We start from the raw sequence: 21,903 nt of genomic DNA on the forward strand, positions 1-21,903 counted from the left end.
ATGGCCCGCATTTCCACCCGCAACCTTGGGGCAGCCTCTGGCATCCTGTCCTATTTCACCCGCCACCGCACCGCCGCCAACCTGTTGCTGATGATCCTGCTTGTGGCCGGCATTGCCGCCACGCCGCGCATGCGCGCGCAGTTCTTTCCCGACGTGGTCATCGACAGCGTGACCGTGTCGGTGTCTTGGGACGGGGCGGGGGCCGAAGATGTCGACAGCGGCATTGTCCAGCTTCTGGAGCCGACCCTGCTTGCCGTCGAAGGGGTCACTGAATCCTCGGCCCGCTCTTCGGAAGGATCGGCGCGGATCTCGCTGGAATTCGAGCCGGGCTGGGACATGCAGCGCGCCGCCGATGATGTCAAAACCGCCATTGACGGTGTGAACAACCTGCCCGAGGGCGCGGATGATCCCTCGGTGCGCTGGGGGGGCTGGACCGACCGCGTCACCGATGTGGTGATCACCGGCCCCGTGGGCGTTGACCAATTGGGCCGGTTTTCGGACGAGCTGGTGTCGCGTCTCTTTGCCCAGGGCGTCACGCAGACCTCGATCAGCGGTGTTGCCGCGCCCGAGGTCATCGTCGAAGTGCCCACCGTCTCGCTCATCCGCAACAACGTCACCATGGCCGAAATCGCCAGCGCCATCGCGGGCCAGTCCGACGCCGATCCGGCCGGCACTCTGGGCGGTGACTCGCGGGTGCGCACGGGCACGGCGAAACGCTCGGCGCAGGACATCGCGGATATCGCCCTGCGCTCGGAGGCGGATGGATCAAAGCTGACCATCGGGGATGTGGCGCAGATACGGGTCGAGGGCGCGGACCGCGAAGCCGCCTATTTCGTCGGCCCCAACCCCGCCGTGTCGGTGCAGGTCGCACGTTCGGCCAAGGGCGACGCGATCGACATCCAGCGCACGGTCGAGGAGGTCGCGGCCCAGATGCAGCCGACCATGCCCGCCGGTGTGACGCTTGACTTGATCCGCACCCGTGCTGAAGAAATCACCAACCGGCTGGATTTGTTGATTGAAAACGGGTTGATGGGCCTCGCGCTGGTCGCGATCTTGCTGTTTCTCTTTTTGAATGCGCGCACGGCGATCTGGGTCGCTGCGGGCATCCCCGTGTCGATGCTGGCCGCCATTGCGGTGATGTATGCGGCGGGTCTGACGCTGAACATGATTTCGCTTTTCGCGCTGATCATCACGCTGGGCATCGTTGTCGATGATGCCATCGTTGTGGGCGAACACGCCGATTTTCGCGTGCGCCGGTTGGGCGAGGATGCGATTACCGCCTCGGAAAATGCCGCCAAGCGCATGTTTGCGCCGGTGTTTTCGGCCACGGTCACGACTGTCATCGCCTTTTTCGGCCTCTCGGCCATTTCGGGGCGGTTTGGCGATCTGATTTCCGACATTCCTTTCACGGTGATCACCGTGCTGCTCGCCTCGCTTGCGGAATGTTTTTTGATCCTCCCCAACCACCTGAGCCACTCCATCGGCTCGACGGCGAACAACCACTGGTACGACTGGCCCTCGCGCCAGGTGAACAAGGGGTTTCGCGTGGTGCGTACCCGCTTTTTCCGCCCGCTCACCGCCGGGGTGATCAAAGCGCGCTATCCGGTGGTGGCTTTCGCGGTGCTGCTGCTTGCCTGGCAAGCGGCGCTGCTGGTGGATGGCACGGTGCAGTGGCGGTTCTTCAACTCGCCTGAACAGCCTTCAATCACGGGCAACTTTGCAATGGCCCCCTCGGCCACACGCGAAGACACGGTCGCGATGATGCAGGAAATGCAGCGCGCAACGGCCGAAGTCGCCGCGCGCAAGGAAGCCGAATTTGGCGTCAACCCGGTGAGCTACGTGATCGCGCAGGTCGGCGGCACCTCGGGGCGGGGCCTTGCGGGAGCAGAGGACAAGGAAAGCTACCAGCTTGGGGCGATTTCCATCGAACTGATCGACGCCGACAGCCGTCCCTATTCCTCCGCCGAATTCGTGTCCGAATTGCAGCAGGCGGTGGTGAACCATCCATTGGCCGAAACCGTTGCCTTTCGCGGGCAGCGCTCGGGACCGGGGGGCGATGCGATCGACGTCGATCTTTACGGCGCGTCGGCGGGCGATCTCAAGGAAGCCGCAGAAGCGCTGAAGGCCGCGCTGGCGCAATATCCCGAAGTCTCCGCGCTTGAGGACAGCCTTGCCTACGACAAGGACGAGTTGATCCTCAACCTGACCGCGCAGGGCGAGGCGCTGGGCTTTACCACCGACACGCTTGGGGCGGACCTCAAGAACCGTCTGGGCGGAATCGAGGCGGCGACCTATCCCGATGGCACGCGCACGGCGACGATCACCGTGCAACTGCCCGAGGATGAATTGACCGCCGATTTCCTGTATCGCACACAATTGCGCGCCCCAAGCGGCGAATATGTCAATCTGGGCGATATCGTCACCGTCACGCGCCAGTCTGGCTTTAGCTCGGTGACCCGCGAAAACGGGCTGCGCGTTGTCACTGTGTCGGGCGACATGAGCGAAGACGATCCGGCGCGCGCGACGGAAATCACCGCAGCCCTGAGCGACGATATCCTCCCCCGCATCGAAGAAGAATACGGCGTCACCCACCGCTTGGGCGGATTGTCCGAGCAGGAAAACCAGTTCCTCTCGGATGCGATGTTCGGGCTGATGGCCTGTCTGATCGGCATCTATCTGACACTGAGCTGGATTTTCTCCAGCTGGACGCGCCCCCTGGTGGTGATGTCGGTGATCCCCTTCGGGCTGATCGGCGCGATCTGGGGGCATAATTTCTGGGGCATTCCCATGTCGATGTTCTCGGTCGTCGGGCTGATCGGGATGACCGGAATCATCATCAACGATTCCATCGTGCTGGTGACGACGATTGACGAATATGCGCAAAGTCGCGGCCTTGTGCCGGCCATTATCGACGCGACCGCAGACCGTTTGCGCCCCGTCCTGTTGACCACGCTCACCACGGTGCTGGGCCTTGCGCCGCTGCTTTACGAACGGTCGGCGGATGCGCAATTTCTCAAGCCGACGGTGGTGACGCTGGTGTACGGGTTGGGGTTTGGCATGGTTCTGGTGCTGCTGGTGGTCCCCGCGATCATCGCGATGCAGCTTGATGTGCGGCGTCAAATCACGGCGGCGCGGCGCGCCTTGCGGTTGATGCGTGCGGGCGGGGCTGCGCGGGTTGCGGGGCTGGCGGCGGGGGCAGGTTTGGGGCTGGCTCTGGTGTTGCTGGCCCCGACGCTGGGCGCGGTGATCCGTTTTGGGGCCCTGCCTGCGGCCTTGGGCGGCGGCGGCATCTGGGCGGCGGTAGGCCTGTTTGCGCTGGGCTTGGCGGTGCTTTTGCTGCTGATCTATGCGCTGGTGGCGTTGCGTTTGCGCCCGTGATCCTTGCGCCGCCCCTGAGCCGCGCATAAGGATCAGGGCGCGCTGCATCCCACGGTTTGCACCGCGCCCGCATCGCCAATGACGCTGATCGTGACTTTGGAGCGCTCCAGCGCAAAGGGCTGCGCGTTGGGCGGCACAAGGTCCGACGTGGCGCGGATGACAGCGCCGTCGCGCAGCACCTCGGCTTGCGAGACCCAAATCGCCGGATCGGAGGGTTCGATCACCATCACCTCGCGCCTGCCCAGGCGCGGCGTCTCGAGCGTGGCCGTCAGCCGCAGCCCGTCTGCGATGGGGGTGGCCGTGCAGGTCGCGCCATGCGCGGGCGTGGGGCCCTGCGCAAGAGCGGTTTGAATGGCGGGGACATCGCCGGTCGTTGACGGGTCAAACCGCGCCGAAACCTGTGAGGAGAGGGGCAAACAGACCTCGTCGCAGACGCCCAGGTCCAGAGCCACCGATAGGTCGATGGGTGCCGCAGGGTCGCGAGGGGTCAAGGTAATCGGCAAGACAAGCGTCCCCTCATAGCCCAACGTCGCGCTGCCGCTGGTGTCGAAAATCTGCGGATTGGGCCAGTGGATTTGCACAGCCGCGAGGTTGTGCGAGGCGGACCAGTCGAATTGCGGGGGAATGCCGGTATCGCCGGGGCGCCGCCAGTAGGTGTGCCAGCCCGCGTTCATCTCAAGGCGCAGCGCGGCGGTGCGGCTGCCATCGGCATGAGTCCAGCCGGCCAGAAGGCGCGGCGCGGCGGCAAGGGCCTGCGGTTCGAAGGCCAAAGCGGGCCCTGCGGCCAGCAGACTGAGCGCAAGCGCGAGGCAGGTGGGGGCGGCGGTGTTTTTGATCATAGCGGTGCATATAGAAACCAGATCGCCAGTGCGTAAAATCACAAAAGGGCGACGGTGGTGACTTTTGGGTGAAATCGCCCCAAAGCACGCCGCTTTGCCCGAGGGAAACCTTGCTTCTGCCCTTGCGCCGCGCCGCCGCATGCGGTGTCATGCCCGGATGGTAACTGATATAATTTCCCAAGACCTCACAGGGTCGCTTTTGATCGCCATGCCCGGCATGGGGGATGCGCGTTTTGAAAATGCGGTCGTCTATATTTGCGCGCATTCCGAAGAGGGCGCGATGGGGTTGATCGTGAATCGACAGGCGGACACGCTGATGTTCTCGGATTTGCTGGATCAACTGGATATCGCTCCGGGGCCGGGGTCTAAGGATGTCGCGATCTATGTGGGCGGTCCGGTGGAAACGGGGCGCGGCTTTGTCTTGCATAGCCCCGACTATATTTCCGAAGGCTCGACGATGCAGGTCGATGCGCGTTTCGCCATGACCGGAACCCGCGATATTTTGCGTGACATCGCAGGCGGCGGCGGCCCGACTGACAAGCTGTTGTGCCTGGGCTATGCGGGCTGGGGGCCGGGGCAGCTTGAGGACGAGATTTCGCAAAACGGCTGGCTGACGGCGGCGGCAAGCACCGAATTGGTCTTTGCCAAGGCCGATGCGGTGAAATGGGAGGCGGCGCTTTTGTCGATCGGCGTGCCGCCCGCAATGTTGTCAGGCGAAGCGGGCCACGCCTGAGGGCTAGTCGCGCGGCGCGGCGGCGCGGCGCAAACGGTCGTTGATCGCGCGCCCCAGCCCCGTCTCTGGAATGGGGGAAACGGCGATCTTGCGCAGGCCTTTTTGCGCGGCAAGGTCGTCAAGCTGGTGCATTGCGGCGAATAGATTGGCCGCCGCTTCCAGCAGATCGGCCGAGGGCGAGAGGTTCACATCTGCCGCAACCGCACCAAAACCCAGCAACAGTTCATCCTCTTGCGCCTCTTTGGCGTCCAGTCGCATTGCCGCATCAGGGGCGTAGTGTGACGCGAGTTGACCCGGAGCCGTCGGTGCGCTCGGGGTGGTGGGGGAGGCAGGCGCGGCAACGACGGTGCCAAGCAGCGCTTCGATCTCCTCGACGGGCAGGCCGCCCGCGCGCAAAAGTTGAAGCGGCGCAAGTCCGAGGATCGTGCTTTCGACGCCCACTCCACAGGGCCCGCCATCAAGCACCGCGTCGATGCGCCCCGACAACCCGTCAAGCACATGCGCAGCGGTGGTGGGGCTGATCTTGCCGGAGGGATTGGCGGAAGGGGCCGCGACGGGCGCTGCAACCGCGGCCAGAAGCGCGCGCGCCAGCGGATGGGCGGGCATGCGCACGGCCACGGTGGCAAGCCCCGCGCTGACCAGCGGCGAGAGGGCCGCCCCCGCGCGCAGCGGCAGCACCAATGTCAGCGGACCGGGCCAAAACGCCTGCGCCAGCCGCTCGGCTTGGGCATCGACCAGCGCGATGCTGTGCAGCATGTCCAGATCCGCCACATGTGCGATCAACGGATTGAAACTGGGTCGGTTTTTGGCCGCAAAGATCCCCGCCACGGCGCGATCATCCGACGCGAGCCCGCCAAGCCCGTAGACCGTTTCCGTGGGGAAGGCGACATTTGCCCCCGCGCGCAACAGCTCCGCGGCACGCGCCACGTCTCGGGCTGTCAGGTGCTCGGTCCCAAGCGGGGGCATGCGACGTTTGTCCATCTTGGTCTCCGGCCACGTGCAGGTGACGCTGCGTTTTGGTTGGTCGAGGCGCGCGCGGCGTTTAGAGTTTCGGTAAGCCCGCGATCCAAGCGCGAACGCCCTTTGGCGCGGCTGAATTGTGAATACAGCGGAGTGCGTCCGAAGGGAAGCGGCCCGCGTAAGGGAGGACTTCCATGCCATTTCGTGCGCCCGTTGCTGACTGCCAGTTCATTCTCGATCACGTGGTCGATTACGCCCAGGTCAGCGCCACCGAACGCTTCGCGCAGGCCGGTGCCGACACGGTCGCAGCGATTCTGGACGAGGCAGCCAAGCTTACGGACAATGTCCTCGCGCCCGTCAATCGCAACGGCGACACGGATCCGGCCCGGCTTGAAAACGGTGTGGTGGTGACGCCGAAAGGCTTTGCGCAGGCCTATGCCCAACTTGCCGAGGGCGGCTGGATGGGCCTGTCGGCCTCCGAGGAGGCAGGGGGGATGGGGTTGCCCGCCACGGTGGCCACGGCGGTGAATGAAATGATGCAATCGGGCTGTCTGGCGCTGATGCTCAACCCGCTGATGACCCAGGGCCAGATCGAGGCGCTCGAACATCACGCCAGCGATGACCTCAAGGCGATATACCTGCCCAAACTGATTTCGGGCGCGTGGTGCGGAACGATGAACCTCACCGAGCCGGGGGCAGGATCGGATGTGGGGGCCTTGCGCGCCAAGGCCGAGCCTCTGGACGATGGCACCTACGCGATCTCGGGGCAAAAGATCTTTATCACCTGGGGCGACAACGATTTCGCCGAAAACATCTGTCACCTCGTTTTGGCCCGTCTGCCCGATGGCGCGGCGGGCACCAAGGGAATTTCCCTGTTCATGGTGCCCAAATATCTGCCGCAGGCGGATGGCACGCTTGGCGCGCAAAACGACCTCAAAGTTGTGAGCCTCGAACACAAGCTGGGAATCCACGGCTCTCCGACCTGCGTGATGGAGTACAACGCCGCAAAAGGCTGGCTTGTGGGCGAGAAACACGGCGGTATGGCGGCGATGTTTACCATGATGAACAACGCCCGGCTCGGGGTCGGAGTTCAGGGCGTGGCCATGGCCGAAGCCGCCACGCAAAAGGCGCTGGACTATAGCCTTGAGCGCACCCAAGGGCGCACGAGTGGTCCCACGGGCAAGATTTTCGACCACACGGATGTGCGCCGGATGCTCGCGACCATGCGCGCCGACACCTATGCCGCGCGCGCTCTTGCGCTGGCCTGCGGTGTGGCGCTGGATCTGGGGCGGGCCACGGGGGATGCTGACTGGCAGGCCCGCGCGGCGCTGTTGATCCCGATTGCCAAGGCTTTTGGCACCGATACGGGCCACGATGTGGCGCAGATCGGGGTGCAGGTGCATGGCGGCATGGGCTACATCGAGGAAACCGGCGCGGCGCAATTTGCCCGCGACGCGCGGATCACCCAGATTTACGAGGGCACCAACGGCATTCAGGCGCTGGATCTGGTCGGGCGCAAGCTGGCCGATGGCGGTGAGGCGGCGGCGCGGCTTCTCGACGAAATCGAAGCTTTTGCCGAAAGTGTGCGCGCCAGCCACACCGCGCTTGCAGGGCCGCTTTGGGATGCCGCCGAGACGCTGCGCGAAACGACCGAACATCTGGTGACGCTGCCCGTGGGGGCGCGCGGCGCGGGCGCGGTGCCCTATCTGCGGGCTTTTGCGCGGGTTCTGGGGGGGTATTTCCACCTCAAGGCCGCCGTTGCTGAAGGCGGCAGTGGCAAGCGCAGCCGTCTGGCGTGCTTTTACATCGAGCGGTTGTTGCCCGAACATCGCGCGCTTCTTGCGGCGGTAAGTGCCGGCAGTGCGACGGTCGAGGCGCTGGAAGTGGGCGATCTGGAGGGCTGATCGGGGCTTGCACCTCTGCGCGCTCTGTCACAGGCTGGGCGCAACACAGAAAGGTCCGCCATGTCCAGCTTTGACGCCCCTTCGCAGCCCGAGCAATCGCGCGGCAGCCAGCATGACGCCATCAGCACCTCCGCCGATGCCCATGAAATCGACCCCAAACCCGACGCCCATGCGGTGCATGCCGATCCCGATACGCCCGCCACGCCGGAACAAAAGCCCCTTCCGCAGGCTTTGAAACGCAAAGCGCTGGGCGACAAAAGCCCGGCCGAATGGGCCTATGAGCGCCTGGTGCTCTACATCAAAAATTTCGAGGAACAGCTCGATAGCGCGCAAGAGGTCGCGATGGGGTTTACGGGGTCCAACAGCGGGGTGATGCGGATCGAAGGCATGGGGTTTTTCGCGCCTGATATCTTGACCTTTTATGGCTCCGAAGCCGATGGCACACGCACGCAATTGGTCCAGCATGTCAGCCAGTTGAACGTCATGCTGCGCGCTTTGGCGAAACCCGAAGCCCAGCCCGAGGCACAGCGCATCGGGTTTCGCCTCGTGGCCGATCTGGAACAGAGCGATCCGCAGGGGTAACTGCGGCTTTGTGACAGGTGACAGCGGCGCGGGAATCGTCTAATCGAAGGTCAAATCACGTGAAAGGCATGACAGATGGCTGAGTATAAAATCGGTTCGATGGATATTTCGGAGCACGAAAAGACCTACAAGGGTTTCATCAAGGTCGCGACCTATGTCGCCGTGGCCTCGATTGGGGTCCTCGTGTTCCTCGCTATTTTCAATAGCTAAGACCAATTCAGATTGCGCGCGCAGAAGGCCCAGACCATGACCAAACTCCTCAAGAGATGGGCCATGCTCGTCCTTTTGCCCGCGCTCCTCGCAGCCTGCGGCGCAGCCGAGCCCAAATGGGCGCCCGATGCCGAAGTGGCGCGTGCGACCTATGTGCATGGTGCGCCCTACACGCTGACGCTCTACACGGTTGTTGCGAATAAATCCGGCGTCGGCGCGCATAGCGCTTTGATGGTAAACGCCCCGGGGCAGCGGGCGATTTTCGACCCTGCCGGCACTTTTTATCACCCGCGCTTGCCCGAACGCAACGATGTGATCTTTGGCATGAGCGATCCGGCGGTGGCGTTTTACATCGATTACCACGCCCGTGAGGATTACGATGTGATCGCCGACACGATCGAGGTGTCGCCCGAGGTCGCGACCCAAGCCCTGCGGGAAATCATGGCCTATGGCGCGGTGCCCAAAGCCAATTGTGGGCGTGCAATTTCCACGCTTTTACAAAATGTTGCGGGTTTCGAAGACCTGCGCACGACGATGTTGCCCAACGCTTTGATGCGCCAGTTCAAGCGGGCGGGCGGCGCGGCGGTTGTCGAGGAAACCTTTGTCGATACCAGCCCGTCGCGTCCCGATGGCATGCTGCTTGCACCGGCGTTGTAATCACAGACAGGGAGCCTGCGCGTGACCGTTTCCGGCGCCGACCCGATCGCGACTGCCCATATCCTCGGGGTCATTCTCGCGGGGGGTACGGGGGAGCGTCTGGGGGGGGTGGACAAGGCACTTTTGCAGCTGGACGGTGTGGCCCTGGTAAGCCGCGTGAGCGCGCGGTTGGCCCCACAGGTCGGCGCTGTCGTGATCAGTGCCAACGGCGATCCGGCGCGCTTTGCGCGGCTCTGTGATCATGAGGTTCTGGCGGATGAGGCGCCGCTTGGACCGCTGTCGGGGGTGCTGTGTGGCCTCGACTATGCCGTGCGCCACGGATTTTCCCATGTGCTTAGCGTTGCGGTGGACACGCCGTTTTTTCCAAAGGATCTGGGCGCGCAGCTGGCGCAGGCCGGTTTTGCGCTGGCATGTGACACGGCGGGCGATTTGCACCCGACCTTTGGGGTGTGGCCTGTGTCGCTGCGCGCCGAGCTGCGCTTGAGCTTGCAGGCAGGGCGGCGGCGCCTGCGCGGTTTTGCGCGCGACCATGGCGCACAAGAATGCATATGCGGCGCGCCTTCGGCGTTTTTCAACATCAATACCCCCGCCGATATGGCCGGTGCAGAGGCGGTTTTGCGCGGCGAAACCTGCTTTGAACCGGCGCGCGATGCTTTGGTTGGTGATGTGTTGGCCCATCTTGATGCCGCATTTTCCCGCTGCGTGGGTGTTGAGACATCTGCGCCGGACCAAGCGGCAGGGCGGGTTCTGGCCGCCCCTGTCCGCGCGCAGCGCGCAAGCCCTGCCAGCCGTTGCGCTGCGGTCGATGGCTTTGCGCTGGGCGCAGGGGCGGGGCCGTGGCGGTTGCGCGTGGGGCGTGCGGCGGCGGGTCATCCGTTTCAGGGCGCTTTGCAAACAGGTCAGGCCGTTGCCATTTTGACGGGCGCACAGGTGCCGCACGGCACGCAGAGGGTCGCCATGCACGAGCGTGTCATCGTGACGGGCGATGAGGTCCATGCCCGTGAGGGACAAAGCGGGGGCAATATTCGCGAGCGCGGCGAAGATTTCGATGCAGGCGAGATGCTGTTGCCCGCCGGCCGCCGTCTGGAGGCCCGTGCGCTGGCGCTTTTGGCCGCGGGCGTGGTGCGCGAGGTCGCGGTTTGCCACCCGCTGCGCGTGGGCATTTTGTCGACGGGTGACGAGGTCAAACCCGTCGATCAGGTGCGCGCGCCCCATGAAATTGCCGATGTGAACGGCCCGATGCTGCGCAGCCTTGTGGCGGGATGGGGCTTTGAGGTCGTGGCTTTGGGTCATGCGCCCGATGACGAGAGCGCTTTGCGCGACACCCTGAACGCGGCCGCCGGGCGGGTCGATGTCCTGTTGACCTCCGGTGGCGCGGCCTCAGGGCAGGAGGACCATCTTGCGCGGCTGATGCAGGCAGAAGGCCGCGCGCAGCAATGGCATGTCGCGATGAAGCCGGGCCGCCCGCTGGTCACGGGGCAGTGGCGGGGCATGGCGGTGATGGGGTTGCCCGGCAATCCGGTCGCGGCCTTTACGTCGGCGCAGATATTTGCGTGGCCCCTGCTGGCGCGTCTGGCCGGCGAAAGCTATGCGCCGCGCATCGTCACGCTGCCGGCTGAATTCAGCTTTTCCAAACGGGCAGGGCGTCGGGAATTTCTGCGCGGCTGGCTGACGGACGCGGGCGGGCGCGTGGCGATGCATCCCTCGACCTCATCCGCCCATGTGTCGAGCCTTGCGCAGGCGGAGGGGTTGATCGACCTGCCTGAGACCGTCACGCAAGTGCAAAAGGGCGATTTGGTGCGTTTTCGCCTGTTGTCTTAGCGGCGTGTTGTCTTGACGGCGTGCTACGCCAACTGCCTGTCGCCGTGGGCGTGTGACGGGTGCACAGGCCGCCGCTCAAGACGCCGCAGGCAGTCAGTGCTCGATCTGGCGCAGGCGGGGGTAGGACGCGGGGCGCTGTGTGTGACGCATCTGCGACAGGCCGTATACCCCCAAAGCTGAAACGAGCAGCGTGAGCGAGCCGAGGACCATATAGGCCAGTAAAGCCGCCCAGACCGGCAGTCCGGCCGTGAGGGCCCCCGCGAGCCCCATCACACCGAACGCCAAAGCAAAAACCGTAAGCCCAATAACCATTCCTGATCTCCTGTCTGGCGGATCAGGCAGGGATCAAATGTCCGATCCTGCGCGATCCGTGATTGATCGTGTCACCTTGGGCGTCTTGCCCGTTGGGGCAGAATGGCGCTCGAAGCATGGCGAAATCATGGCTCAGGAATGGTTGAGATGGGCCTAATGTTCCCACTTTTTTGGTAAACTGTTTGCACAGATTTACGCGGACATGTGATCGTCTTTCGGCGCGGGCTCCCAAGCCACGGTAAACTTGCACAAAAGAGCCTCGACCGCCGCCAGATCGTCCTGCGCATCGATCCGCGCGACCAACCCGCGTTTGCGATCGTCAATCACCTCCCGGACCCGCGCTTCAAGGCCCGCTTGGGCAAAGGCAGCATCAAAGACCCGCGTGATCGCCTGTTTGCGCAGCGCAGGTTTGAACACTTTGCCTACGGCGGTTTTGGGCAGCTCTGCGAGGATGTCGATATGTTTGGGAAGGGCCGCGCGCTCGGTGATGTGGGTGCGCGCATAGTCCATCAACTCGTCCGGGGTGACGGTTGCGCCAGCCACCAGTTCGACAAAGGCGCAGGGCAGTTCGCCCGAATGCGCATCCGGTTGCCCGATGGCACCGGCCATTGCGACCGCAGAATGGCCCGCCAGCGCTTCCTCGATCACCGCAGGGTCGATGTTGTGCCCGCCGCGGATGATCAGATCCTTGGCGCGGCCGGTAATGTAGAGATAGCCCTCGTCGTCAATGCGGCCCAGATCGCCGGTGCGCAGGTAGAGTTCGTTGTGGAAGAGGTCGCGGTTTTTATCGACCTCGGTGTAGGTCGATCCGGCGAAAACCCCCGGACTCGAGACGCAGATTTCCCCGACCTCATCGGTGGCGCAGGCCATTGGACCCTCGGGGCCGGACTTGAGAATTTTGACCTCGCAATAGGGCAAGGGAATGCCGACAGAGCCGATCTTCTTGGCGCCCGAGGGCGGGTTGCACGACACAAGGCAGGTCGCTTCGGTAAGGCCGTAGCCCTCGACGATGGCCACGCCCGTGGCCGCCTCAAAACGGCGGAACAATTCCAGCGGCAGCGGGGAGGACCCCGAAAACGCCGTTTTGATCGTGGAAATATCCGCGTTGATCGGGCGCTGCATCAGCGCCGAGAGCGCCGTGGGCACGGTGATGACAAAGGTCACTTTCCAGCGCTCGACCAGCTTCCAGAAGTTGTCGAATACCCCGTCGCCGCGATAGCCAGCAGGGGTGGGGAAAATCCCCTGCGCGCCCGAGGCGATCATGGCCATGAAAATGACGTGGCAGGCAAAGACGTGAAACAGTGGCAGCGGGCACATCAGCACGTCTTTTTCGTCAAACAGAAGCTTGGCGCCAAGCCAGCCGTTGTAGACCATGCCGCTGTATTTATGCTGCGCGACCTTGGGCATGCCGGTGGTTCCGCCGGTGTGGAAATAGGCGGCAACGCGGTCGCCCGCGCTATCGGCAAAGGCGAGGGTCTCGGGCTGCAAATCGCAGGATTTGTTGAAATCCAGCACCTCGGCATGATGCGCGTGCGCTCCGGGGTTCTTGGGGCGCACCAGCGGCACGATCCAGCTTTTGGGGGGCGTGAGGTAGCGCAGCAGATCGACCTCAAGCACGGCCGTTACCCCGGGCGCGTCCTTGATGGCAGCGGCGACCTTTTGCGCCACATCCGTCTTGGGGAAGGCGCGCAGCGTGACAACCACCTTGGCTTTGGTTTCGCGCAGGATAGAGGCCATTTGTTCGGCCTCGAGCAGCGGGTTGATCGGGTTGACGATCCCCGCAATCATCCCGCCGACAAAGGTGACAGCGGTCTCGGTGCAATTGGGCATGATGTAGGCGATGGTGTCGCCCTCGCTCACGCCAAGGCTGCGAAACAGGTTTGCCGCCTGCACGCTGCGCGCGTGGAACTGTGCCCAGGTGAGGGTCTCGGCGGGGGCTTTGGGGTCTGACAGCAACTGGTAGGACATCGCGGGTCGCTCGGGAAAGCGGTCCTTGGTCGATGTGATGAATTCATACATGGTGCGCGGCAGATCGCGCGACTCCCATGGCATTTCGGCCTCGATTGCATCGCGATCCGCGCGGTTCTTGAAACTTGCCGCCGGCATGGTGGCGACCGACGCAGACGCAAAGTCTGTGGCCCCTTGGGTCAGACGTTCCATTTCATTTCCTCCCATATCGGCTTGCTGACGCAAACCGTCTCTCCTGTGGATCAGGATGGCGGCAGGGCCGCATCCGCGCAAGGGCAAGCCTGCGACTGAAACGCAACGTAAAACCTGATGTCTCAGGATACCGCCTGTGCGCGCGCTTCTCAAGAGCGGGCAAAATCAGGGCGACACACGCAAAAAGGGCATGACCTGCGCCATGCCCTCGGGGTGTTGCGATCGCTTGAGCTGCGCGGGTCAGGCGCTGGTATCTTGGGGGATGCGCAGTTTCTGACCGGGGTAGATTTTGTCGGGGTGGCTCAACATGGGTTTGTTGGCATCAAAGATTTCCATGTAGCGGTTGCCATTGCCCAGCGCGTCCTTGGCAATCGCCCAAAGCGTGTCGCCTTTTTTGACATCGTGATACACCGCCTCGTCTCCGGGGACGTCGTCTTGCACCGCTGCGATCCCTTCGACATTGCCGACCGCCAGAATGACCTTTTCCTTGGTTTCCTGGTCTTTGGCGGTGCCGCTCAGTTTGACCGTGTCGCCTTCGACGGCGATATCCATGCCATCGGCTTCCAGCCCGAGCGCCTCAAGTTCGGCAAGCAGCGCGTCCTTTTGGGGCGCGGCCTGGGATTTTTCCTTGTTGAAAAGTGATTTTCCTGCGTCTTTGACGAAGCTAAAAATGCCCATTTTTGATTATCCTTTGTCTCAAAGCCACCCGATGAAAATGTGAGGTAGGGCAGCAAATGTGTCGGTCTGTGTGCAGGTTATGCCGCGCCTGCACCGTCTGTAAACTGTAGCTTTGCAAGGCGCGCATAAAGTCCGCCCTCGGCCACCAATGCGGCATGCGTGCCTTGGGCCACGATGCGGCCGGCGTCGAAAACCACGATGCGATCGGCCTTTTTCACCGTGGCCAAGCGGTGCGCCACGATCAGGGTGGTGCGGCTGCGGGCCATATCGTCCACAGCCCCCTGAACCAGGCGCTCGCTTTCGGCATCCAGCGCCGATGTGGCTTCGTCCAGCAGCAAGACCGGCGTGTCGCGCAGAATGGCGCGGGCAATGGCGATGCGTTGTTTTTGCCCCCCCGACAGCATGATCCCGCGTTCGCCCACATAGGTGTCAAACCCTTGCGGCAGGGCAGCAAGAAAATCATAGGCGGCTGCGGCCCTTGCGGCGGCTTCGACCTCTGCATCGGTGGCCTCGGGGCGGCCAAAGCGGATGTTATCGCGCGCCGAGGCCGCGAAAATGACCGGATCCTGGGGCACAAGCGCCAGAAACTGGCGAAAGTCGGCTCGCGCCAGCTCGGGCAGGGGGATTCCGTCCAGCGTGATGCGCCCCGCCTGCGGATCGTAAAACCGTTGCAGCAACTGGATGATCGTCGATTTGCCCGCGCCCGAGGGCCCGACAAGCGCAACCGTTTCACCCGCGGCGATATGCAGGTCGATGTGATCGAGCGCCGAGGTTTCGGGGCGCGAGGGGTAGGAAAACCGCACGCCCTCAAAGCGGATGTCGCCGCGCACGGGGCGGGCGAGTTGCTGGGGCTTGGCGGGGTCGGTGACACTATCCGTGGCGCTGAGCAATTCCATCAGCCGTTCTGTCGCGCCCGCCGCGCGCTGCAATTCACCCCAAATCTCGGACAGCGCCCCAACGGCACCGGCGACCATGATCGCGTAGATCACGAATTGTACCAATTCGCCGACGCTCATCGTGTTGCCGCTGACATCGCGTGCGCCGATCCACAGCACGCCGACAACGCCCGAGAAAATCAGCGCAATCACGATGACCGTCATCGCGGCGCGGGTGCCGATGCGGATGCGCGCGGAGTCAAAGCTTTTTTCCGTCACCGTGTCAAAGCGGGCGGTGGTGGCGCTTTCGGCCGTGAAGGCCTGAACGGTCTGCGCGGACAGGAGCGCCTCGGAGGCATTGCCCGACGAATTGGCGATCCATTCCTGGTTCTCGCGGCTGAGCTTGCGCAAGCGCCGCCCAAGCACGACGATCGGGATGATCACAACCGGCACAATCAACAGCACCAAGCCCGTAAGCTTGGCGGAGGTAAAGAGCATCAGCACCAGCCCGCCAAGGAAAATCAACACGTTGCGCAGGGCCACCGAAATCGACGATCCGATCACGCTCAGGATCAGCGTGGTATCGGTGGTGATGCGCGACAGGACTTCGCCCGTCATGATATTTTCGAAAAACGCGGGCGACATGCGCACCATCCGGGCGAAAACGGCCTTGCGGATGTCGGTGACCACCCGTTCGCCCAACCGTGTCACAAGATAGTAGCGCAGCCCCGTGCCAAGCGCGAGCAGCAGCGCAATCGCAAGCGCCGCGCCGAAATAATTGTCGAGCATGAGGGTTTCGCTGGCCTGAAACCCGTCCACCACGCGGCGCACCGCGATGGGGAGGATCAGCGAAATACAGGCGGTCAGAACCAGCGCAACAAAGGCGGCAACCAGCAGGCGTTTGTAGGGGGTGATGTAGGGCCACAGCCCGCCCAGAGCACTGATCCGTTTGGATTTCTCGCGCTCGGCGGCGTCTTGAAGGGTCCGGTCAGCCATGGGTGTACCTCGTATTGCCCGTGTTGCGTCTGTGATAGACACAGGGGGGGCGGGGGGCAACCGGCGCCGGTGCGAAACTGCGCTTAAAGCGCGTCGCAGCCTTGCGTCAAATGCGCTCAGGCTCGGGGCGGGTGAGCGTCGCCTGAAACTGGCGCAGCGTGCAAAAGACCGCGAAGTCGCGGCTGCGCGCGGCAACGCCGGCAGGCTCTGGTGCAACGCTGAAATGGGGCTGCTGCATGCCGACACTTGCGGCGGCGAGGTCGTCAAACAGACCCGCGCCCGTGGCGGCCAGCATCGCGCTGCCCAAAAGCATGGTGTCTTGCGCGGCGGCGACGTCAAGCGGGGTCGCAAGGGCATCGGCATAGGTCTGCACCAGCAGTGGGCTGCGGGCATGGCCCCCCGCCAGATGCAGGCGGCTGACATCAAAGCCGGTTTTCCCCATGCCCGACACGATTTCGCGCAGCCCCAAGGCCAAAGCCACAGCGGTGCGCCAGTAGATTTTGCGTAAGGACCCCCGTCCGCTTTCCAGCGACAGGCCGGTGATCAATCCGCGCGCCATCGGGTCGGGGTTGGGGGAGCGCCTGCCGTTGAAATCGGGCAGAACGTTGATTTCATTGCCCCAATCCTGCCCATACTGCGCAAGGCAGTCGTTGATTTCGCGCGCAAGGGCCGTGTGCAGATCGGGGGAGGGTTCGCAATTTCCATAGAGACGGATCACGTGATCCAGCAGCGCACCGGAGGAGGATTGCCCCCCTTCGCAGGCGTAGTGATCGGGCAGGACCGTGCCGTAGAACGGCCCCCACAGACCCTGCGAGGCGAGAGGCGTGCGCGACAGCCCCATCACGCAGGTCGAGGTGCCGCCGATCAACGCCAGACCACGGGTTTTATGCGGACCGAGGGTCGCCAGCGCGCCGGCAAAGGCATCGACCGCCCCCGCCGCGACCATGCAGTGCGCCGTCAGACCCAGATCGGTGGCGGCTTGGGCGCTGAGGCGGGCGATGGGCGCGCCAAGCGCCACCACGTCGGATTTCAGCCCCGCGCGGTGGCGCATGTCGGCCAGACCCGCATCGCGAAACCATCCGTCCTGCCAGCCCGTTTGCGCGTCCCAGCCCCATTTCGCGGCCAGCACCGAGGCCGAGCGCGCCGGGCGGCCCGTGGCGCGATAGGCCAGAAAATCCGCCAGATCATAGGCGCCGCCAAGCTGCGCCCACAGATCGGGACGGGCGTTGCGCAGCCACGCGAGTTTGGGAATTTGCAACTCGGGAGAGATCGCGCCACCACTGCTGCGCACCAGCGGGTGGTTGGCCTGCGTCAGCGTCCGCGCTTCGGTGGCCGCGCGGTGATCGAACCAGGCGATCGTGTCGCGCCCGTCCGGACCCAAGGCAAGGGGGGCGTCATTTTGATCGCGCAGCACCAGCGAACAGGTCGCATCAAAGGCAAGGCCAAGGACGGTTTCAGGGGCCACGCCGCTGTCGTTCAGGGCAGCCTGCATCGCGGTGCAGACGGCACGCCAGATGTCTTGCGAGGCGTGTTCAGCCTGTTGTCCGTCCTGCATCCAGAGCCGGATCGGCGACACAGCCCGCGCCAACAGCGCGCCGGAGACATCGAAAATGCCCGCGCGTGCGCTGGTGGTCCCGACGTCCACGGCAGCCAGAAATCTCATGCGTTCGTGCCCTCTCCCGTGGCCTTGGTGCCCAGCTTAAAACGAGTTTGGCTGCGGGGCCAGCCACTGCGCAAGGTGAATTTCGAGCGCGGCCATTGTGGGGCATATCGCATCGGGACGCGGTGTGTCGCAGTCCAGCATCTGGGCCTCGAGGTTCGCGGCCAGCGCGTGGCTGCCGCCGGTGAACCCCAGCACCGTCATGCCAGCGGCGCGCGCAGCGGTGATGCCGGCCGGGCTGTCTTCGACGACGATACAGCGCGCGGGCGGCGTGGCCATTTGCGCTGCGGCGTGCAGGAACAGATCAGGCGCGGGTTTGCCGTGTTTAACCATCGTCGCGGAAAAGACCCGCGGGCCAAAACTGTCTGCAAGGCCGGTCTTTTCAAGCGAAAGCGCAATGCGGTCGGGATGGCTGGAGGAGGCCACGCAGACCGGCACGTCAAGGCGCGCAATCATGTCGCGCACACCCGGGATCGCGGTGAGATCACGGGTCAGCCGGTCAAACAGCCGGCCGCGAAACTGTGCCAGATGCGCATCCGACAAAGTTATCCCAAAGCTTTGGGACAGGGTTGCGCGCATCGTGTCTACGGAGCGTCCCAACAGGCGGTCGTAGGCCTCGGCTTCGGAAAGGGCGCAGCCCAGTTCGCTCAGCAAATCGCGCAGCTCAGCGATGGCCAGCGGTTCGCTGTCCACCAGCACCCCGTCGCAATCGAAGATCACCAGATCTGCCTGCCGCTCCTGCCCCATCCTGTGCTTAGTGCCCTGTGTCGATGTAGCGGGTCAATGTGGCGGCCGTGCCGGTTTCCCACAGCAGGCCCAGCCATTTGGCAAAGCTTTGCGCAAACCGCGCGTCCTTGCCGACGTCGCCGTAAACCTCGCCCATGTCGAGCCATGCCTGCGGGTTGGTTTTTGCCGCCGTGGCGACGGGCACAAGCGCGTCCCAATTGGGATCGTTGGGGTCGATCACCGCACCGGAGTCGGTGACCCCCGCGCAGTAACGACACCACAGGGCCGACTCCAGCGCCAGACCTTCGATCTTGCCGCCCGCTTTGAGGCTGTCGGCGATGGTCGGCACGATGAATTTGGGCTGGCGATTGGAGCCGTCCAGACAGAGGCGGCGCACCGTGTCCCCGATTTTGGGATTGGCAAAGCGGCGCTGGATCAGGGCAAAGTAGTCGTCCAGATTCGTGTCGGGCACCGGCGGGACAGCGGGGATGATTTCTTCATTCTCGATGCGCGCAAGAAAGGCGGCGACAAGCGGGTTTTCCATTGCCTCATGCACGAAATGGATGTCCATCAGCCCCGCAGGATAGGCGATGACCGCGTGGCCGCCGTTCAAAATCCGCAGCTTCATCAACTCGAAGGGTTGCACGTCCTCGACGAATTGCACACCGACGTCTTCCAGCGGCGGGCGGCCTTGGGGGAAGTTATCTTCGAGCACCCACTGGATGTAATCTTCGCAAAACACCGGCCACTGATCGGCCACGCCGAACTCTTCGGCGGCGATTTTGCGCTCGCGCTCGGAGGTGGCGGGGGTGATGCGGTCGACCATGCCGTTGGGGAAGGCCACATTGGCCTCGATCCACTCGGCAAGCGCAGGATCGCTGAGGCGCGCAAGGCCTGCCACAGCGTTCTGGGCGACATGGCCGTTGTGGGGGATGTTGTCGCAGGACATGACGGTAAAGGGCGCAAGACCGGCATCGCGGCGGGCCTTGAGACCGGCAACCAGCATGCCAAAGACGGTTTTGGGGGCATCGGGCTGCGCGGCATCGGCCACAATGGCAGGATGGGCGGGGTCAAAGCGGTCGGTCTCGGCATTGATGAAATAGCCGCCCTCGGTGATGGTCATCGAGGCAATCTTGATCGCAGGGTCGCTCAGTTTGGCAATGATTTCGGCGGCGTTGCCCGCCTCAAGATAGTCGATCATGGCGCCGGTGACGCGGGCCTCGGCGCTGTCGGCTTCCTGGGCGACAACGCAGCACAGGTAGTCCTGGGACGCCAGAATGTCGCGCGCCCGCGCATCGGCGGCCATCACGCCCGCGCCAACCAGCGCGAAATCCTGCCCCAGACCTTTGTTGAACAGGGCATCAAGGTAGACCGCCTGATGGGCGCGGTGGAAGTTGCCCACGCCAAAGTGCAGGATGCCCGCGCTCAGATCACTGCGGGCGTAGGACGGGCGCGCGACGGCTGGGGGCAGACGGTCGAGCATGGCAAGCGAGAGAGGCGTAAACATGGGCAATCCCTGAAAAGCGGGGGCCGCGCCGCACAGGGCGCAGGCCGTTTTTAGTAAAGGGCGAGACCGGCAGCGTCGAAGCGGTGCAGGCGGGTCAGATCCGGCGTCATGTAAACCGTGTCGCCGTGTTTGACCTGGAAGTCGCCGATGGTGCGCACGTTCAACTCACCCAATTGCGCAGAATGGATGCGCAGGAAGGTGTCCGAGCCAAGGTGTTCGGCCAGACCCACAGTGCCCGACCACGGACCTTCGGTTTTGGACAGGGTGATGTGTTCCGGGCGCACGCCGATGGCATGGGCATCATGTTTTGCGGCCTCTGCCCCTTCGACAAAGTTCATCTTGGGCGAACCGATGAAACCGGCGACAAAACGGTTGCGCGGGCGCTCGTAAAGTTCGAGCGGGCTGCCGACCTGTTCGATGTTGCCCGCGCGCAGCACGACGATCTTGTCGGCCATGGTCATGGCTTCTACCTGATCGTGGGTCACATAGACCATTGTGGTTGCCAGCGTGCGGTGCAGGTCGGAAATCTCGGCGCGCATGTTGACGCGCAGCGCCGCATCGAGGTTCGAGAGCGGCTCGTCAAAGAGGAAGGCCGAGGGTTCGCGCACAATCGCGCGGCCAATCGCAACCCGCTGGCGCTGACCGCCCGACAATTGGCCCGGTCGGCGGTCCAGATAGTCGGTAAGGTTCAGCACATCGGCGGCGTTCTTGATCCGGCGGTCCTGTTCGTCCTGCGCCATGCCCGCCATCTTCATCGGGAAGGCGATGTTCTTGCGCACCGACATATGCGGGTAGAGCGCATAGGACTGGAACACCATCGCAAGACCGCGTTTGGCGGGCGATGCATCGGTGGCATTGGTGCCGTCGATGTCGATCTGGCCCGAGGACACATCCTCAAGCCCGGCGATCAGGCGCAACAGGGTGGATTTGCCGCAGCCCGAGGGGCCGACAAAGACCACGAATTCGCCGTCGTGGATTTCCAGATCGAGCGGGGGGATGACCTGAACGTCGCCGAAGCTTTTGGTCACTTGTTTGAGGGTAATGCTGCCCATTGGTCAGGGTCTCCTTATTTCACGGCGCCGAAGGTGAGGCCACGCACGAGTTGTTTCTGGCTGAACCAGCCGAGGATCATGATCGGCGCAATGGCCATGGTCGAGGCCGCCGAAAGCTTGGCGTAGAACAGGCCTTCCGGCGAGGAATACGACGCGATGAAGGCGGTAAGCGGGGCGGCTTTGGCCGCTGTCAGGTTGAGTGTCCAGAAGGCTTCGTTCCACGCAAGGATCACGTTGAGCAGGAGCGTGGAGGCGATGCCGGGGACGGCCATGGGCGTCAGGACATAGATGATTTCGTTGCGCAGGTTCGCCCCGTCCATCCGTGCTGCCTCAAGGATTTCGCCAGGGATTTCCTTGAAGTAGGTGTAGAGCATCCAGATGATGATCGGCAGGTTCATAAGCATCAGGACGACGACCAGACCGGAACGCGTATCGAGCAGGCCGAGGTTGCGAAACAGCAGGTAGATCGGGATCAACACACCCACGGCGGGCATCATTTTCGTGGACAGCATCCACATCAGCACATCTTTGGTGCGCTTGCCCGGCACAAAGGCCATGGCCCAGGCGGCGGGCACCGCGATCAACAGGCCGAGCAACGTAGAGCCGAGCGAAATGATCACAGAGTTCATGAAGTGGCGTGCGTAGTTGGAACGCTCCTGCACGGTGGCGTAGTTTTCCAACGTCCAGTCGAAGTTGAACCAGACGGGCGGGTCGGCGATGGCGACGGCTTCGGTTTTGAAACTGGTCAGCACCGTCCACAGGATGGGAAAGAAGATGACCAGAGCGATGATCCACGCGAGGGCCGTGACGCCGGCTTTGCGGGTTGCGGTGGTTTTACGGGCCATGGATGTGC

General features: G+C 63.7%; 18 protein-coding genes. 7 read left to right on the plus strand and 11 right to left on the minus strand.

The genetic code is table 11. From position 1 onward, the window contains the following. On the plus strand, positions 1-3,378 hold the full coding sequence (locus tag AQS8620_RS02900; RefSeq protein WP_085835298.1) for an efflux RND transporter permease subunit: 3,378 nt from the start codon (positions 1-3) through the stop codon (positions 3,376-3,378). A gap of 32 nt (positions 3,379-3,410) precedes the next feature. On the opposite strand, the gene AQS8620_RS02905 is transcribed toward AQS8620_RS02900, so the two are convergent. Next, a complete protein-coding gene (locus AQS8620_RS02905; RefSeq protein ID WP_159453185.1) occupies positions 3,411-4,217 on the minus strand; it encodes a protein-disulfide reductase DsbD domain-containing protein in 807 nt (268 codons plus the stop codon). Positions 4,218-4,374: 157 nt separating this feature from the next. Between AQS8620_RS02905 and AQS8620_RS02910 the strand changes: the two genes are divergently transcribed. Next, positions 4,375-4,950 (plus strand): YqgE/AlgH family protein, encoded by a 576-nt coding sequence (locus AQS8620_RS02910; protein WP_085835300.1) that lies wholly within the window; start codon positions 4,375-4,377, stop codon positions 4,948-4,950. Between the two features lie 3 nt (positions 4,951-4,953). Here AQS8620_RS02910 and AQS8620_RS02915 read toward each other — a convergent pair whose 3' ends face one another. Then, positions 4,954-5,931 carry an L-threonylcarbamoyladenylate synthase gene (locus AQS8620_RS02915; protein ID WP_234990354.1) on the minus strand — a complete coding sequence of 326 codons (978 nt, stop codon included), beginning with the start codon at positions 5,929-5,931 and terminating at the stop codon, positions 4,954-4,956. Positions 5,932-6,104: 173 nt separating this feature from the next. Between AQS8620_RS02915 and AQS8620_RS02920 the strand changes: the two genes are divergently transcribed. From AQS8620_RS02920 to AQS8620_RS02940, 5 genes are all read left to right on the plus strand, one after another. After that, positions 6,105-7,814: an acyl-CoA dehydrogenase gene (locus AQS8620_RS02920; RefSeq protein ID WP_085835301.1), complete on the plus strand. Its 1,710-nt coding sequence runs from the start codon at positions 6,105-6,107 to the stop codon at positions 7,812-7,814. Positions 7,815-7,874: 60 nt separating this feature from the next. Further along, positions 7,875-8,396, plus strand: a complete 522-nt coding sequence (locus AQS8620_RS02925; RefSeq protein WP_085835302.1) for a hypothetical protein — start codon at positions 7,875-7,877, stop codon at positions 8,394-8,396. A gap of 75 nt (positions 8,397-8,471) precedes the next feature. Then, complete coding sequence (locus AQS8620_RS02930) at positions 8,472-8,606, plus strand: aa3-type cytochrome c oxidase subunit IV (protein WP_085835303.1); 135 nt, start codon at positions 8,472-8,474, stop codon at positions 8,604-8,606. 36 nt (positions 8,607-8,642) lie between these two features. Further along, positions 8,643-9,263, plus strand: coding sequence for a hypothetical protein (locus AQS8620_RS02935; RefSeq protein ID WP_085835379.1), 621 nt, complete (start codon positions 8,643-8,645; stop codon positions 9,261-9,263). 21 nt (positions 9,264-9,284) lie between these two features. After that, entirely contained in the window at positions 9,285-11,084 is a 1,800-nt protein-coding gene (locus AQS8620_RS02940; protein ID WP_085835304.1) for an NTP transferase domain-containing protein, read from the plus strand. 93 nt (positions 11,085-11,177) lie between these two features. Here the strand turns inward: AQS8620_RS02940 and AQS8620_RS02945 are convergent, their stop codons facing one another. From AQS8620_RS02945 to AQS8620_RS02985, 9 genes are all read right to left on the minus strand, one after another. Next, positions 11,178-11,396: a hypothetical protein gene (locus tag AQS8620_RS02945; RefSeq protein WP_085835305.1), complete on the minus strand. Its 219-nt coding sequence runs from the start codon at positions 11,394-11,396 to the stop codon at positions 11,178-11,180. A gap of 192 nt (positions 11,397-11,588) precedes the next feature. Continuing rightward, on the minus strand, positions 11,589-13,502 hold the full coding sequence (locus tag AQS8620_RS02950; RefSeq protein WP_085835380.1) for an acyl-CoA synthetase: 1,914 nt from the start codon (positions 13,500-13,502) through the stop codon (positions 11,589-11,591). Positions 13,503-13,796: 294 nt separating this feature from the next. Next, on the minus strand, positions 13,797-14,234 hold the full coding sequence (gene lysM / locus AQS8620_RS02955; protein WP_085835306.1) for a peptidoglycan-binding protein LysM: 438 nt from the start codon (positions 14,232-14,234) through the stop codon (positions 13,797-13,799). Positions 14,235-14,311: 77 nt separating this feature from the next. Further along, positions 14,312-16,105, minus strand: coding sequence for an ABC transporter transmembrane domain-containing protein (locus AQS8620_RS02960; RefSeq protein WP_085835307.1), 1,794 nt, complete (start codon positions 16,103-16,105; stop codon positions 14,312-14,314). Positions 16,106-16,211: 106 nt separating this feature from the next. Further along, complete coding sequence (locus AQS8620_RS02965) at positions 16,212-17,768, minus strand: FGGY-family carbohydrate kinase (protein ID WP_085835308.1); 1,557 nt, start codon at positions 17,766-17,768, stop codon at positions 16,212-16,214. Between the two features lie 36 nt (positions 17,769-17,804). Next, the gene (locus AQS8620_RS02970) at positions 17,805-18,485 is read right to left on the minus strand and encodes an HAD family hydrolase (RefSeq protein WP_200809579.1); all 681 of its coding nucleotides are present in this window, start codon (positions 18,483-18,485) and stop codon (positions 17,805-17,807) included. A gap of 34 nt (positions 18,486-18,519) precedes the next feature. Further along, positions 18,520-19,998, minus strand: coding sequence for a mannitol dehydrogenase family protein (locus AQS8620_RS02975; protein WP_085835310.1), 1,479 nt, complete (start codon positions 19,996-19,998; stop codon positions 18,520-18,522). Between the two features lie 50 nt (positions 19,999-20,048). Then, positions 20,049-21,050 (minus strand): ABC transporter ATP-binding protein, encoded by a 1,002-nt coding sequence (locus AQS8620_RS02980; protein ID WP_085835311.1) that lies wholly within the window; start codon positions 21,048-21,050, stop codon positions 20,049-20,051. 14 nt (positions 21,051-21,064) lie between these two features. Further along, entirely contained in the window at positions 21,065-21,895 is an 831-nt protein-coding gene (locus AQS8620_RS02985) for a carbohydrate ABC transporter permease (RefSeq protein WP_085835312.1), read from the minus strand. Positions 21,896-21,903: the final 8 nt, after the last annotated feature.

Origin of the sequence: Aquimixticola soesokkakensis, from assembly GCF_900172375.1 — a bacterium.
Classification (GTDB): domain Bacteria; phylum Pseudomonadota; class Alphaproteobacteria; order Rhodobacterales; family Rhodobacteraceae; genus Aquimixticola; species Aquimixticola soesokkakensis.

Excerpts from the sequence above, each read along its gene's own strand:
- AQS8620_RS02900 (WP_085835298.1), top strand. The coding sequence starts at position 1 with ATGGCCCGCATTTCCACCCGCAACCTTGGGGCAGCCTCTGGCATCCTG.
- AQS8620_RS02905 (WP_159453185.1), bottom strand. The coding sequence starts at position 4,217 with ATGATCAAAAACACCGCCGCCCCCACCTGCCTCGCGCTTGCGCTCAGT.
- AQS8620_RS02910 (WP_085835300.1), top strand. The coding sequence starts at position 4,375 with ATGGTAACTGATATAATTTCCCAAGACCTCACAGGGTCGCTTTTGATC.
- AQS8620_RS02915 (WP_234990354.1), bottom strand. The coding sequence starts at position 5,931 with ATGGACAAACGTCGCATGCCCCCGCTTGGGACCGAGCACCTGACAGCC.
- AQS8620_RS02920 (WP_085835301.1), top strand. The coding sequence starts at position 6,105 with ATGCCATTTCGTGCGCCCGTTGCTGACTGCCAGTTCATTCTCGATCAC.
- AQS8620_RS02925 (WP_085835302.1), top strand. The coding sequence starts at position 7,875 with ATGTCCAGCTTTGACGCCCCTTCGCAGCCCGAGCAATCGCGCGGCAGC.
- AQS8620_RS02930 (WP_085835303.1), top strand. The coding sequence starts at position 8,472 with ATGGCTGAGTATAAAATCGGTTCGATGGATATTTCGGAGCACGAAAAG.
- AQS8620_RS02935 (WP_085835379.1), top strand. The coding sequence starts at position 8,643 with ATGACCAAACTCCTCAAGAGATGGGCCATGCTCGTCCTTTTGCCCGCG.
- AQS8620_RS02945 (WP_085835305.1), bottom strand. The coding sequence starts at position 11,396 with ATGGTTATTGGGCTTACGGTTTTTGCTTTGGCGTTCGGTGTGATGGGG.
- AQS8620_RS02950 (WP_085835380.1), bottom strand. The coding sequence starts at position 13,502 with ATGCCGGCGGCAAGTTTCAAGAACCGCGCGGATCGCGATGCAATCGAG.
- lysM (WP_085835306.1), bottom strand. The coding sequence starts at position 14,234 with ATGGGCATTTTTAGCTTCGTCAAAGACGCAGGAAAATCACTTTTCAAC.
- AQS8620_RS02960 (WP_085835307.1), bottom strand. The coding sequence starts at position 16,105 with ATGGCTGACCGGACCCTTCAAGACGCCGCCGAGCGCGAGAAATCCAAA.
- AQS8620_RS02965 (WP_085835308.1), bottom strand. The coding sequence starts at position 17,768 with ATGAGATTTCTGGCTGCCGTGGACGTCGGGACCACCAGCGCACGCGCG.
- AQS8620_RS02975 (WP_085835310.1), bottom strand. The coding sequence starts at position 19,998 with ATGTTTACGCCTCTCTCGCTTGCCATGCTCGACCGTCTGCCCCCAGCC.
- AQS8620_RS02980 (WP_085835311.1), bottom strand. The coding sequence starts at position 21,050 with ATGGGCAGCATTACCCTCAAACAAGTGACCAAAAGCTTCGGCGACGTT.
- AQS8620_RS02985 (WP_085835312.1), bottom strand. The coding sequence starts at position 21,895 with ATGGCCCGTAAAACCACCGCAACCCGCAAAGCCGGCGTCACGGCCCTC.